Source organism: Variovorax sp. H27-G14 (assembly GCF_046156345.1).
In the GTDB taxonomy this organism is placed as follows: domain Bacteria; phylum Pseudomonadota; class Gammaproteobacteria; order Burkholderiales; family Burkholderiaceae_C; genus Variovorax.
Window position 1 is genome coordinate 33,128 of sequence record NZ_JAYLVN010000010.1, and the last position, 13,977, is coordinate 47,104.

At 69.3% G+C, this 13,977-nt stretch carries 8 protein-coding genes; 4 read left to right on the forward strand and 4 right to left on the reverse strand.

Going from position 1 to position 13,977, the window contains the following annotated elements:
• Nucleotides 1-19: 19 nt before the first annotated feature.
• The gene (locus VLK31_RS21960) at nt 20-955 is read right to left on the reverse strand and encodes a LysR family transcriptional regulator (protein ID WP_409170565.1); all 936 of its coding nucleotides are present in this window, start codon (nt 953-955) and stop codon (nt 20-22) included.
• 108 nt (nt 956-1,063) lie between these two features.
• Between VLK31_RS21960 and VLK31_RS21965 the strand changes: the two genes are divergently transcribed.
• The 3 genes from VLK31_RS21965 (at nt 1,064) to VLK31_RS21975 (ending at nt 10,191) form a co-directional block, all read left to right on the forward strand.
• Nucleotides 1,064-2,572, forward strand: a complete 1,509-nt coding sequence (locus tag VLK31_RS21965) for a CoA-acylating methylmalonate-semialdehyde dehydrogenase (RefSeq protein ID WP_409170566.1) — start codon at nt 1,064-1,066, stop codon at nt 2,570-2,572.
• A gap of 180 nt (nt 2,573-2,752) precedes the next feature.
• Nucleotides 2,753-8,548, forward strand: coding sequence for an MG2 domain-containing protein (locus VLK31_RS21970; protein ID WP_409170567.1), 5,796 nt, complete (start codon nt 2,753-2,755; stop codon nt 8,546-8,548).
• Between the two features lie 8 nt (nt 8,549-8,556).
• Complete coding sequence (locus VLK31_RS21975) at nt 8,557-10,191, forward strand: GMC family oxidoreductase (protein ID WP_409170568.1); 1,635 nt, start codon at nt 8,557-8,559, stop codon at nt 10,189-10,191.
• Nucleotides 10,192-10,231: 40 nt separating this feature from the next.
• Here the strand turns inward: VLK31_RS21975 and VLK31_RS21980 are convergent, their stop codons facing one another.
• Both VLK31_RS21980 and VLK31_RS21985 read right to left on the reverse strand, forming a co-directional pair.
• Nucleotides 10,232-10,630 (reverse strand): cupin domain-containing protein, encoded by a 399-nt coding sequence (locus VLK31_RS21980; protein ID WP_409170569.1) that lies wholly within the window; start codon nt 10,628-10,630, stop codon nt 10,232-10,234.
• A gap of 20 nt (nt 10,631-10,650) precedes the next feature.
• The gene (locus VLK31_RS21985) at nt 10,651-11,526 is read right to left on the reverse strand and encodes an AraC family transcriptional regulator (protein WP_409170570.1); all 876 of its coding nucleotides are present in this window, start codon (nt 11,524-11,526) and stop codon (nt 10,651-10,653) included.
• A gap of 465 nt (nt 11,527-11,991) precedes the next feature.
• On the opposite strand from VLK31_RS21985, the gene VLK31_RS21990 reads away from it, so the two are divergent.
• Nucleotides 11,992-12,822 carry an alpha/beta fold hydrolase gene (locus VLK31_RS21990; protein ID WP_409170571.1) on the forward strand — a complete coding sequence of 277 codons (831 nt, stop codon included), beginning with the start codon at nt 11,992-11,994 and terminating at the stop codon, nt 12,820-12,822.
• A gap of 101 nt (nt 12,823-12,923) precedes the next feature.
• Here the strand turns inward: VLK31_RS21990 and VLK31_RS21995 are convergent, their stop codons facing one another.
• A complete protein-coding gene (locus VLK31_RS21995) occupies nt 12,924-13,976 on the reverse strand; it encodes an ABC transporter substrate-binding protein (RefSeq protein WP_409170572.1) in 1,053 nt (350 codons plus the stop codon).
• Nucleotide 13,977: the final 1 nt, after the last annotated feature.

Consider the following 13,977-nt stretch of genomic DNA (forward strand, 5'->3'; position numbering starts at 1 on the left):
GCCTGTAGAAGACGACCAGTCAAACCCCAAACCCGTCCCCCAAGGTAGACCGCAGCCACCCCACAAAAGCAGTCACAGCCTGCGGCACATGCGTCGCATACGGCCGAATCGCGTACAGCCGCTCGCCGAACGCTCCCACCGATCGCCACTGCGGCAACACCTCCTGCAACTTGCCCGACTGCAACGCCCACTGCGCGCTGAAATCCGGCACCAATGCAATGCCCAGCCCGCTGAGCGCCGCGTCGCGCAACGCCTCGCTGTTGTTCGCAACCAGCGGCCCCGACACCGGCACCGTGATGCGCGGCGCCGCAGACTTTCCCTTGGCCTCGAAATGCCAGGTCGGCGTGTCCTGCGCCCGCGGGTAATGCAGACAGTCATGACCGGCCAACGCCAACGGCTCGCGCGGCGTGCCGCGCCGGCGCAAGTAAGCACGGCTGGCCACCAGCAGCGAACGGGTTTCGCACAGCGTCCAGGCCACATGCGTGTCGGGCGGCGCGGCCGTGTGGCGAATGGCCAGGTCGAAACCCTCCATCGCCAACGAACTCAGCCGGTCCGACAGGTCCAGCTCGATTCGCACCTCCGGCTGCGCCCGCAAAAACTCCGCCAGCCGCGGTACCAGTTGCTGCCGCGCAAACGCCACCGGCGCCGTGACACGCACCAGCCCGCGCGGCACCCCCGCTAGGTCGCGCACGCCGGCAAAGCTGTGGGCAATCTGCTCGAACGGCCCGCGCATGTCCTCCACCAGCCGCTGGCCCGCCTCGGTGAGGCGCACGCTGCGCGTGGTGCGCTGCACCAATGGCGCGCCGGCGGCACGCTCCAGCTCCGCGATGCGCTGGCTCATGGCCGCCTTGCTCACGCCCAGGCGCAACGCCGCGGCCGTGAAGCTGCCCTGCTGCGCCAGCACCGTGAGCCAGTGCAGGTGCGTCCACAGCGCCTCAATATTTTGGGGTTTCATGGTTGCATTGTTCAGCAGGATGAACAATAAGTTCAAGCCACGCGACTAGGCGCGGGCCGTGCCGCTGCCTAAACTGACCGCATTCTTCCGTCAGCGAAAGCCTTCTTCATGACCACCTCTCTCGACCATTTCATCGCCGGCAAGCCCGCCGCCAACACCTCCGGCCGCACGCAGGACGTGACCAACCCCGCCACCGGCGCGGTCACCGGCAAGGTCGGCCTGGCCGACGCAGCTCAGGTGTCGGTCGCCGTGGCCGCCGCTCAGGCCGCCTTTCCGGCCTGGGCCGACACCCCGCCCATTCGCCGCGCACGTGTCATGTTCAAGTTTCTGCAGTTGCTCAACGAGCACAAGGACGAGCTGGCCCACCTCATCACCGCCGAGCACGGCAAGGTCTTCACCGACGCGCAGGGCGAAGTCAGCCGCGGCATCGACATCGTCGAGTTCGCCTGCGGCATTCCGCAGCTCCTCAAGGGCGACTTCACCGACCAGGTGAGCACCGGCATCGACAACTGGACGCTGCGCCAGCCCCTGGGCGTGGTGGCCGGCATCACGCCGTTCAACTTCCCCGTGATGGTGCCGATGTGGATGTTCCCGGTGGCCATTGCCGCGGGCAACACCTTCGTGCTCAAGCCCAGCCCGACCGACCCGAGCGCCTCGCTGCGCATGGCCGAGCTGCTGAAGGAAGCCGGCCTGCCCGACGGCGTGTTCAACGTGGTGCAGGGCGACAAGGTTGCGGTCGACGCGCTGCTCGAGCACCCTGACGTCAAGGCCATCAGCTTCGTGGGCTCCACGCCCATTGCCAACTACATCTACGAAACCGGCGCCCACCACGGCAAGCGCGTGCAGGCCCTGGGCGGCGCGAAGAACCACATGGTGGTGCTGCCCGACGCCGACATCGACCAGACGGTGGACGCCCTCATCGGCGCGGGCTACGGCTCGGCCGGCGAACGCTGCATGGCCATCTCGGTGGCCGTGCTGGTGGGCGACGTGGCCGACAAGATCATTCCCAAGCTCGTGGAGCGCACCAAGACGCTGCAAGTGCTCAACGGCACCAACCTGGCCGCCGAAATGGGCCCCATCGTCACGCGTGCCGCGCACGAGCGCATCACCGGCTACATCGACCTGGGCGAGAAGGAAGGCGCCACGATGCTGGTCGACGGACGCAAGTTCGACGGCAACAAGGCCGGTGAAGGCTGCGGCGACGGTTTCTGGATGGGCGGCACGCTGTTCGACCACGTCACGCCGGAGATGCGCATCTACAAGGAAGAAATCTTCGGCCCGGTGCTGAGCTGCGTGCGCGTGGCCAACTTCAAGGACGCGGTGGACCTTGTCAACGCGCATGAGTTCGGCAACGGCGTGAGCTGCTTCACCCGCGACGGCAACGTGGCGCGTGAGTTCAGCCGCCGCATCCAGGTGGGCATGGTCGGCATCAACGTGCCGATTCCGGTGCCCATGGCCTGGCACGGTTTCGGCGGCTGGAAGCGCTCGCTGTTCGGCGACATGCACGCCTACGGCGAAGAGGGCGTGCGCTTCTACACCAAGCAGAAGTCGGTCATGCAGCGCTGGCCCGAGAGCATCGGCAAGGGCGCCGAGTTCGTGATGCCCACGGCCAAGTAATTCGCGTCGCGCGAATCCGCGTGCGCGGCCTCCCGCCCCGGCGCTTGCCGGGGCCGGGGTTTTCTTTCTCCTTCCTCCGGTTCTGAAGTTTTTCTTTCGTAGAGTTCGCAATGAACAGTTAGAAACGTGGACGCCTTTTCAGGTCCCATTCCAGAACACCCAGAGAGGAGCGAGGAGACAATGGCCGCGAACCCCCCAGAGACTTTGCACACCGCTGCCGGCAGCGCCACTTGGCGCCTGCCGGCTTTTGCCGTGGCTGTTGCCCTGGCCTTCACGGCTTCGGTCGCACCTGTGCATGCGGCCGGCGTGCTCAGCGTGAGCCCGCAGGGCGAGACACGCGAAGTGCGGCAGGTGGCGGTGCGCTTCGACGCCGACATGGTGCCGCTGGGGCAGAGCGACGGCGCCGCGCCCGCCACGCTGCAATGCGCCCCGCAGACACCCGAAGGCCGCGCCCGCTGGATCGGCCCGCGCGCCTGGGCCTTCGAGTTTGCGAAGGACCTGAGCGGCGGCACGCGGTGCAATGTCGTGTTCAAGGCCGGGCTCAAGACACTGGCTGGCGACGCGGTGGCCACGCCGCCCACGGCGAGCTTCGTTGCCGGTCCCTACGGTTTCTTTGCCTCCTACCCGCCCGAGGGTGCGGAAGTTGCGCCCGACCAGGTTTTCTTGCTGCGCCACCACGAGCCGCAGCCGAAGGACGATGCCCAGACGCTGGCGGCGGGCTTCACCTGCGAGCAGCGCGACGGCGACAAGGTGGTGCGCCAGCCCGCGGTGCCCGTCACCGGTGAAGCGCTGGCCGCCGCCGTGCGCGCCGCGCCGAGCAACACGGCCTACGCACTCGGGCTGCGCTGCGCACAACCGGTGCCCGAAGGCGTGCAGCTTCGCCTGAGCCAGGCGGCCGTCGGCAACGCCGAGCCCAAGCGCTTCAACTACACCGTGCGCCCTCCCTTCACGGCGCAGCTGTCTTGCACGGTGCTCGACTATCCAGCAGGCCAGAAGGCGTGCGACCCGCGCCAGCCGGTCACGCTGAATTTTTCGAGCGGCATCGCCCCGGCCCTTGCCGGCGCATTCCGGTTGACCGGCGCGGCGGGTGCAACAGGTGCAGAGTTGCCGTTCGCCATCGCCGACCGCTGGCGCCGCGACGAGGTGCGGCAACTGCAGGTGCTGCCGCCGAAGAACAGCTTCGGCGAAGGCAGCCGCTTCACGGTGCACCTTCCCGCCGGTCTGCCCGCCGATCTGCCCGCCGGTCTGCGCGACCTGCTCGGCAGGCCGCTGGCCAATGCGTCGGAGTTTCCGAAGGTCGTCGATTTCGCGCGCTTGCCGCCGTACCTCGGCGTGGCCAACCAACTGGCCGTGATGCCGTGGCAGCCGGGCAAGCCGGAGGCGGCGGCGGCCTTTGCCGTGCGCCGCGTCGAGCAGGCACTGGCGGTGCGGCAGTGGCGTCTCGGCGGCGAAATGGGCCCCGGCATCGAGGCCTATGCCATCGAGCTGCTGCAAGGCCAGCAGAACGGCCAGTGGCCTGCCGAGCAACTGAGCGCCAAGGCGGGCGCACCGCGTACGTCGACGGTGCCCACGCAGGGCAACGCGATGGAATTCGTCGGCGTGCCATTGACCGGGCCCGGCCTGCATGTGGTGCGGGCCGACAGCCCCGCCTTCGCGCAGTACATCGACACGCGCGCGCTGCCCGAGGGCCAGTCGCGCGACACCGCGCCGCGCCAGCGCTACGCCGTGGTGCAGGCCACCAACCTCAACCCCGGCGCCAGCCTCAGCGACACGGGCGCCTCGGTCATCTGGGTCACCGCATTCGACAGCGCGCAGCCCGTGGCCGGTGCCGACGTGGCGGTGTACTCGTGCACACGCGAACTGCTGTGGCGCGGCAAGACCGACGCGCAAGGCCTGGCCCGGCCCGACGAGGCGTTGCGCGGCAAGCTGGCATGCAGCGGCTACGGCAACAGCCCCTGGGTGGTGGTGCGCGCCGGCAACGACATGGCGCTGATGCGTGCCTCCGCAGGCTGGAACGGCTACAACGCAGGCCGAGCCGCGCAGAACATCCGTGCCCACACCGTGCTCGACCGCACCCTGTTCAAGGCCGGCGAAACCGTCGGCATGCAGCACGTGGTGCGCCTGCTCGAAAGCCGCGGCTTCGCGTTGCCGCCGGCGGGCACGCTCGACGTCGAAATTCGCTACGGCTGGAGCGACAAGGTGCACACCGCGAGCGTGCCGCTGGGCGCCGATGGCAACGCGGCCCACCAGTGGACCATTCCGCTGGGCGCCAAGCTCGGCGGCTACACCGTGCAGGTGTCGCAAGGCGGCCGGCAACTGGCCAGCGCGCAGTTTCAGGTGGAAGAGTTCCGCACGCCCGTGTTCGACAGCGAACTGCACGCCAAGGCGGTGTGGGAGCGCAACGCGCAGTTGGCGGTGCTCGATGCGCGGCTGAGCTACTTCGCGGGTGGCCCCGCGGCCGGCCTGCCCGTGACCGTGCAGCAGGGCTGGACGCGCGACGTGCAGAGCCCGCGCCCGGGCTACACCTTCCACACCGACCTGGGCGGCACCGCACCGGCAGTGCCGCCTGCCATCGCGCCACAGGCTATCCGGCTCGATGCCGCCGGCAAGGCGCAGGTGCGCCTGAACGCACCGCCCCTGGCGCGGCCGATGCTGCTGCAGACCGAACTCAAGTTCCAGGACCCGAACGGCGAAACACAAACGGTGGGCGCCAGCACCATGCTGTGGCCCGACCGCATGAAGCTCGGCCTGCGGCTGCGCGCGAAAGACCGCGACCGTCCGCAAGCCGTTGAAGGCATTGCGCTGGACGACAACAACCAGCCCGTGGCCGACGAGCCCGTGACGGTGCGCGTGAAGCCGGTGCACCGGGACTGGGGCAACGGCCAGAACACGGTCACCAGTGCAGGCCCCGAGGTGGACGTGTGCAGCACCCGCACCGACGCGCAAGGGCAATGGGCCTGCGAATGGCAACTGCCCACCACGCAGCAGGGCCAGGCCAACGCGCAAGTTCCGGTCAGCGAGCTGTGGCTGTTCGACGCCACAGCGGCCAGCCTCAAACACAGCCGGGCCGTCGTGCGCACGGCCATGCTGGAGTACCGCTGGTCGCTGGGCTGGCAGGAGGCCGCGGCGCGTTCCGCGCTGCAGCTGGACAACGGCGCCGCGTTCGACCCGGGCGACACGGCCGTCATCGTCGCGCGGCCCGAGCGCTTGCCGGCGCAAATGCTGCTGACGGTCGAGCGCGAAGGCGTGCTGCAGGCCAGCGTGCACGCGCTCACCGCGATGACGCAGCGCATCCTGCTGCCGCTGACCGCGCAGCACGCGCCCAACGTGCACCTGGCGGCGCGCTACGTGTATGCGCTGCAGGGCGTGCAGGGCGAGCAAGGCGAGCAAGGCGAGCAAGGCGAGCAAGGCGAGCAAGGGGAGCAAGGGGAGCAAGGGGAAGGGGACGCACCGCTCGCGAGCACGCAGCGCGCCAGCGTCACCGTGCGGCCCGACGCCTGGGCGCTGTCCGTCGGTGTGCGCCCCGTGGCCGCCACCGCGCGGCCGCGCACGCAGGTGCCGGTGGAAGTCTCGGTGCGCGACGCCGCCGGCCAGCCGCTGGCGGATGCCCGTGTCACGCTGGTCGCGGTCGACCAGGCCCTGCTGGCGCTCAAGCCCAATGGCACCTGGGCACTTGCCAAGACGATGTTCGCGGAACGCAGCAACGCGGTCGTTGCCACGGCACTCGACGCGCGCCTGCTTCGCCGCGTCGAGATCGGCCCGCAACCTGGGCACAGCCCCTCCGACGAGGCCGAACGGGGCGCCCCAGGTGGCGTGCCGATGCCCGCGCCGGCCGTGGCGATGGCCAGGAGCCCCGGCCAGGCCGACGGCGCGCAGGCCGCACCCCCGCGCAGCGACCTCTCCTCCCTCGTCCTCTGGCGCACCGACCTGCGCACCGACGCCCAGGGCATCGCCCGCGTCACCGTGCCGCTGAACGACGCGCTCACCCAGTTCCGCATCGTCGCCATCGCCAGCGTGGGCGAGGCGCAGTTCGGCCAGGGCGAAACCACCCTCACCAGCACCCAGCCGCTGCAGATCTTCAGCGGCCTGCCCGAGCTGCTGCGCGCGGACGACGCCATCGTGCAGAAGCTCAGCCTGCGCAACACCGGCGCCAGCCCGCTGGCGGTGGTGCTCAAGGCCGAGGCGGCCGTCGAGCCCGACAGCAATTGGCCAGGCGCGCGTGACGTGGTGCCCGCCGACGCGCTGGCCGCGCGCGGCCTGAAGATCGAGCGCCGCCTGCAGCTCGCGCCCGGCCAGACGCAGGAGGTGCTGTGGCCCGTGGCCGTGCCCGCCGGCGCCGGCATGCTGCGCTGGCGCATCAGCGCGCAGGGCGGTGATGAACGCGACGCGCTGGAGGTTGCGCAGCGCGTGGTGCCCGCGCTGACGGCCACGGTGCGCCAGTCGACCTTGCTGTCGGTGGCCGACGCCGGTGCCGTGCCCGTCGTGCAGCCTCGCGATGCGGTGCCACTCACTGGCGGCGTGCGCGTTGCGCTGCAGTCCAGCCTGGTCGATGCCGCGCTGGCTGAATCGATGCGCTGGATGGCGCAGTACCCCTACATGTGCCTGGAGCAGCAGAGCTCGCGCTTCGTCTCGCTCGACGACCGCGCGGGGTGGGACAGGCTCATGGCCGAGCTGCCGAAGTACATCGACGACAAGGGCCTGGCGCGCTTCTTCCCCGAGGCCACGCTGGGCGGCAGCGAAATGCTCACCGTGCAGCTGCTCGACCTGGCCCACGCCAAGGGCTGGCCGGTGCCCGAGGCGCAACGCACGCGCATGCTCGACGCGCTCGGTTCGCTGCTGCAAGGCCGCCTGCCCGCGCAGGACTGGGCACCGCGCAACGACCTGGAGCCGCGGCAGCTTGCCGCGCAGGCCACGCTGGTGGAGCACGGCCGCGCAAGGATCGTGGTGCGGCCCAGGGCGCTCGACGCGCTGTCGGCCCAGTCGCTGGTCGACTGGTCGCGCACGCTCATGGCCCTGCCCGCCGATTCCGATACCGAACGCGACGCCGCGCTGCAGCAGGCCGGCGCGCAGCTGCGCAGCCGCTTCGACGTGCAGGGCACGCGCCTGCGCTGGCGCGACGAGTCGGCGCAGCACGGGTGGTGGTTCATGTGGAGCGGCGACAGCACCGCCGCGCGCATGGCGCTGCTGGCGCAGCAATGGGCCCAGACCGATGCGGCCTGGAAGGCCGATGCACCGCTCATCACGCAGGGCCTGGTCGGGCGGCAGAGCGCGGGCCGCTGGAGCACCACCACCGGCAACGCGTGGAGCACGGTGGCGCTGCGCCGCTTTCAGCAGCGGTTCGAGGCCGGCCCGGTCGACGGCGTCACGCACGCCACGCTGGGCCGCACCACGCGCGACGCGGCCTGGGCCGATGCCAAGGCGCCGAGCCTGCTGCTGCCCTGGACCGCACAGGGCGCGCAGGAAACATTGCAGCTGCGCCACGAAGGCAACGGCAAGCCCTGGGCCACCATCAGCACGCTGGCCGCGGTGCGCAACACGCAGCCCGTGGCCAACGGCCTGGTGGTGCGCCGCACCGTCACGCCGGTGGAGCGCAAGCGCAAGGGCCAGTGGTCGGTGGGCGACGTCTACCGCGTGCGGCTCGACCTTGAATCGACTGCCGAGCAGACCTGGGTGGTGGTGCGCGACGCCGTGCCCTCCGGTGCCAGCCAGCTAGGGCGCGGCCTGGGCCGCGAGAGCCAGCTCGCGCAGCGCGGTGAAAGCAGCGCGGGCTGGGCCTGGCCCAGCTACATCGAGCGCGCCACCGACAGCTACCGTGCCTACTTTCGCTACGTGCCGCGCGGCAGCTGGCGCGTGGAGTACACCGTGCGCCTGAACAACGCGGGCGAGTTCAAGCTGCCGCCGGTGCGTGCCGAAGCCCTGTACGCACCCGAAGTTTTCGGCGAGGGCACTGCCCAGACCATGACCGTGAAACCCTGAGAAAAAAGATGAGAGACAACGACAACACCTTCGACTACATCATCATCGGCGCCGGCACCGCGGGCTCGCTCATGGCCAACCGGTTGAGCGCCGACAAGCGCAAGCGCGTGCTGCTCATCGAGGCAGGCCGCAAGGACGACTACCACTGGATCCACATTCCGGTGGGCTACCTGTACTGCATCGGCAACCCGCGCACCGACTGGCTCTACAGCACCGAGCCCGACGCCGGGCTGAACGGCCGCGTGCTGCGCTACCCGCGCGGCAAGACGCTGGGCGGCAGCTCCAGCATCAACGGCATGATCTACATGCGCGGCCAGTCGCGCGACTACGAGCACTGGGCCGACCTGACCGGCAACGACGACTGGCGCTGGCAGAACGTGCTGCCGGCCTTCAAGAAGCACGAAGACCACTACCAGGGCGCCGACGACATGCACGGCGCGGGCGGCGAATGGCGGGTGGAAAAGCAGCGCCTGCGCTGGGACATCCTCGACGCCTTTGCCGAGGCCGCGGTGCAGGCCGGAGTGCCGCACTCCACCGACTTCAACCGCGGCAGCAACGAAGGCGTGGGCTACTTTCAGGTCAACCAGAAGAACGGCTGGCGCTGGAACACGGCCAAGGCTTTTCTGCGTCCGACCTGCTATGGCAGGCCCAACTTCGAGCTGTGGACCGGTGCGCAGGTTTCGCGCCTGCTGTTCGAGACCCTGCCGGACGGCACGCGCCGTTGCACCGGCGCCGAGGTGTGGAACGGCACCGAAATGACCACCGCCACCGCCACGCGCGAGGTGGTGCTGAGCGCGGGCGCCATCGGCTCGCCGCAGATTCTGCAGCTGTCGGGCGTGGGCCCGGCCGAGCTGCTGCGCCAGCACGGCATCGACGTGGTGCTCGACGCGCCCGGCGTGGGCGCCAACCTGCAGGACCACCTGCAGATTCGCGCGGTCTACAAGATCGACGGCGCACCCACGCTCAACGTGATGGCCTCGTCGATGGTGGGCAAGGCGAAGATCGGGCTCGAATACCTCATGAAGCGCAGCGGCCCGATGAGCATGGCGCCTTCGCAGCTGGGCGCCTTCACGCGCAGCTCGCCCGAGCGCGAATGGCCCAACCTGCAGTACCACGTGCAGCCGCTGTCGCTGGACGCCTTCGGCGATCCGCTGCACAGCTTTCCGGCCTTCACCGCGAGCGTGTGCAACCTCAACCCCACGAGCCGGGGCTCGGTGCGCATCAAGACCAACCGCTTCGAAGACGCGCCGGCCATTGCGCCCAACTACCTGAGCACCGACGAAGACCGCAAGGTGGCGGCCGACTCGCTGCGCGTGACGCGCCGCATCGCCGAGCAGCCCGCGCTGGCCAGGTACCAGCCGCAGGAATGGAAGCCCGGCGTGCAGTACCAGAGCGACGAAGACCTGGCGCGCCTGGCCGGCGACATCGCCACCACCATCTTCCACCCGGTCGGCACCACCAAGATGGGTGCCGACGGCGACCCGATGGCCGTGCTCGACGCGCGCCTGCGCGTGCGCGGCGTGCAGGGCTTGCGCGTGGTGGATGCGGGCGCCATGCCCACCATCACCAGCGGCAACACCAACAGCCCGACCTTGATGATGGCCGAGAAGGCCGCGGGCTGGATCCTCGAAGACAACCGCTAGACAGCCGCTGGACAACCGCTAGCCGACCGCCGAGTTCGCGTCAGATCCAGACGTCGTTCGCTCGGGTGCGCTCGCTTTCTTCGCCGCCGGTGTTGATCACGCCGCGCGGCTCCACCAGCAGCACGTGCGCCTCGTTTTGCGCGAACGGTTTGTGTTCGACGCCTTTGGGCACCACGAACATCTCTCCGGCGCGCAGCGTGACGGCGCCGTCGCGCAGGTCGATGCGCAGTTCGCCTGCCACCACGAAGAAGCATTCGTCGGTGTCCGCATGGCTGTGCCACACGAAGTCGCCCTGCAGCTTGGCGATCTTGAACTGGTAGTCGTTCATCTCCGCGACCACGCGCTGCGACCAGTGTTCGTGCAGCAGCGAGAGCTTGTGGGCGATGTTGACGCTGGGGTAGGTGCGGGCGGTGGAAGGAGCAATGGGGGTGGGTGTCATGGTGCAGGCATTCGCAAGTTTCAGTCGAACCGCACTCTAGAAGGCCCTCCGTCGTGGGTCTTGAACGATCGTGCGTCGTTCGACAGGCCATGCCCGGCCCTGTAGATGCGCAGCCACCGCGCCGGTGTCACGCCGAAGGCCTGCACGAACTGCCGCGTCATGTGGCTCTGGTCGGCAAACCCCGCCAGGGCGGCGCAGTCGGCCAGCGGCTGGCCCGCGAGCATGTGGCTGCGCGCGCGGTCCAGCCGACGCAGCGTGACGTAGCGGTAGGGGCTGGTACCGAAGAAGGCGCGAAAGTCGCGCGACAGGCTCCAGCGGTCGCGCCCGGCCGCGGCGGCGAGCGCGTCCAGCGTGACGACGCCGTCGAGTTGGTCGTGGATGAATTCGCGCGCGATCCTCGCTGCGCGAAAGTCACCTGGGGGCTCACGTGCAGGCGCACCCGAAGCCGCCTGCAAGGCCAGCGCCAGCGACAGCACCGCATCGTCTTCCTCCAGCGCTTCCAGCGGCGCACCGAGGTGGTCCAGCAGCGCGTGTGCCGCGCGTGCCAGCCGCGGGTCGGTCGACACGCCGCCCGCCACAAAAGGCAACGCGACACCGCCCAGCGCCTCCTGCAGCCGCGCCGGTTCCACATACAGCATGCGGTAGCGAAAGCCTTCGTGCGTACCGGCGTGGCCGTCGTGCACTTCGTCGGGATGCAACACCACCGTGTTGCCGGCCACGCTGTGGCGCAGCGTGGTGCGGTAGGTGAACGACTGCACGCCGGCCATCGTGCAGCCGATGGCGTAGGTGTCATGGCGGTGCAGGGCGTAGGCGTCGCCTTGGAAGAAGGCCTCGATGCGCTCCAGGCCGCCGTCGCCGGCGCCGCGCAGAAGCCAGTCCGCTGGAGGCAGGCTCATGGCGTCGACCGGGCGCAATGCAGTGCGCAGGAGTCCGCTCGGCGGAACGGGGCAGGGGGAGGGCGCTGCATGAGCGGGGATGTGAGGCGGTGGGGCAGGGTGCCATCTGAAAGACCGGCCACTTTAGACGCACCCGCATCCTGCGTCACACGCAGGGTCACAACGTGCAAGCCGCAGGTGTTTTGTTCAAGATATGCCGCGCCGTTTCGCCCACAGTGCGGGGGTCCGGCGACGCAATGGCGCGTTCGCCGCCCTACAACCCAGCTCGACAAACCAGCTCGACAACCCAGCCTGGAAACAAGCATGTCCGACACCCCAACCACCCCCGCGACAGGCGCCTCGCGGCGGCGTATTCTGACCGGCGCGGCCGGCATCGCAGCCGCGTCCGCCCTCGGTACTTCGAGCGCGTCCGCCGCGCAGAAGAACGCGGCATCAATGGCCTCCCACCACCACCAAGGATCCCCCATGAGCTTTGTCACCACCAAGGACGGCACGAACATCTTCTACAAGGACTGGGGCCCGCGCACCGCGCAGCCCATCGTCTTTCACCACGGCTGGCCGCTGAGCGCGGACGACTGGGACACGCAGATGCTGTTCTTCATCGGCAAGGGCTACCGCGTGATCGCGCACGACCGCCGCGGCCATGGCCGCTCCTCGCAGACCGCGGGCGGGCACGACATGGACACCTACGCCGCCGACGTGGCCGTGCTCACCGACGCGCTGGACCTGAAGGGCGCCGTGCACATCGGCCACTCGACGGGCGGCGGCGAAGTGGCGCGCTACGTGGCGCGTGCCAAGCCGGGCCGCGTGGCCAAGGCCGTGCTGGTGAGCGCCGTGCCGCCCATCATGCTCAAGACCGCGGCCAACCCCGGTGGCCTGCCGATGGAAGTGTTCGACGGCATCCGTGCCGCGGTGGCGGCCAACCGCACGCAGTTCTTCATCGACCTGCCCACCGGCCCGTTCTACGGTTTCAACCGGCCGGGCGCGAAGGTGTCGCAGGGCCTCATCGACCGCTGGTGGCTGCAGGGCATGACGGGCGCGGCCAATGCGCACTACGAATGCATCAAGGCCTTCTCGGAGACCGACTTCACCGAAGACCTGAAGAAGATCGACGTGCCGGTGCTCGTGATGCACGGCACCGACGACCAGGTGGTGCCCTATGCGGACTCCGGCCCGCTGTCGGCCAAGTTGCTCAAGCACGGCACGCTGAAGAGCTACGACGGCTACCCGCACGGCATGCTGTCCACGAATGCGGACGTGCTCAACCCCGATCTGCTGGCGTTCATCAAGGGCTGATGACGCCCTGCGCCGCGGTGCGTTGACACCGCGGCGCGCCGCCGCGGTTGGTGAACACCGCGGCGCGCTGCCGCGGTTGGTCAACACCGCGGCGCGCTGCCTCAGCGCTCGATCGTCTTGTTCCAGCGCGCGTTCCACGCGGGCCGGTTCGCGTTGATGCTTTCCCAGTCGATGGTGATGGCCGTCTTCATCCACTTGGTGATGTCGGCCACCTGCGCGGCGCCTTCACCCTCGGCCGGGGTCTTGGGGTTGGTTGGAATCTGCGCGCCGTACTGCAGCACGTTGGCCTGCGCCACCGGGCTCAGCAGAAACTCGGTGAGCTTTTGCGCGAGCTCGGGCTCGGTGTTGTTGGCAATCACGCACTGGCCCACCATGAGCACCACCGCGCCTTCCTTGGGCGGCGCGTACTCCACCGGAATGCCCTTGGTCTTGAGCGCGGCCACGGCCGTGGGCGTCAGCGGAAAGATGGCGGCCTCCCCGGTCTGCACCATCTCCGAGAGCTTGGCCGAGCTGGGGATGTACTCCAGCACGTTCGGCCCGACGGTGGTGGGCCAGGCCTTGAAGCCGGGCTCCACGTTCTTGTCGTTGCCGCCCTGGATGCGGTTGAACATCAAAAAGCCGTGCAGCCCGAAGGACGAGGACGACATCGACTGGAACACCACCTTGCCCTTGTACTTGGGGTCGGCCAGGTCCATCCACGAGGTGGGCGCGGCCCAGCCCTTTTCCTTGAACATCTTGGCGTTGTAGGCCAGCCCCGTCATGCCCAGGCTCACGCCGCTGGCCATGTCGTCCTTGAAGCGCGCGGCGGGGTAGATCTCGCTGAGCGACTGGCTGGGCCGTTGCTTCTGGCACAGGCCCATGCCGATGGCGCGCACCATGATGCCGTCGTCCAGAAACATCACGTGCATCTGCGGCCGGTCCTTGTTGGCCTGGGCCTTGGCCAGAATGTCGGAGGAGGTGCCGGGCACCACCACCACCTTGGCGCCGTAGGCCTTCTCGAAGGCCGGGAACACGTACTGCGTGTACGCCTTCTCCATGGTGCCGCCGTTCATGCCGATGTAGATGGTCTTGTTCTGCGCGCTGGCTGCGCCGGTGGCCGCGAGCAATGCGGCAAGGAGCAGGAAGGACGTGGGGTGCTTGGCGGTGCGGGACATG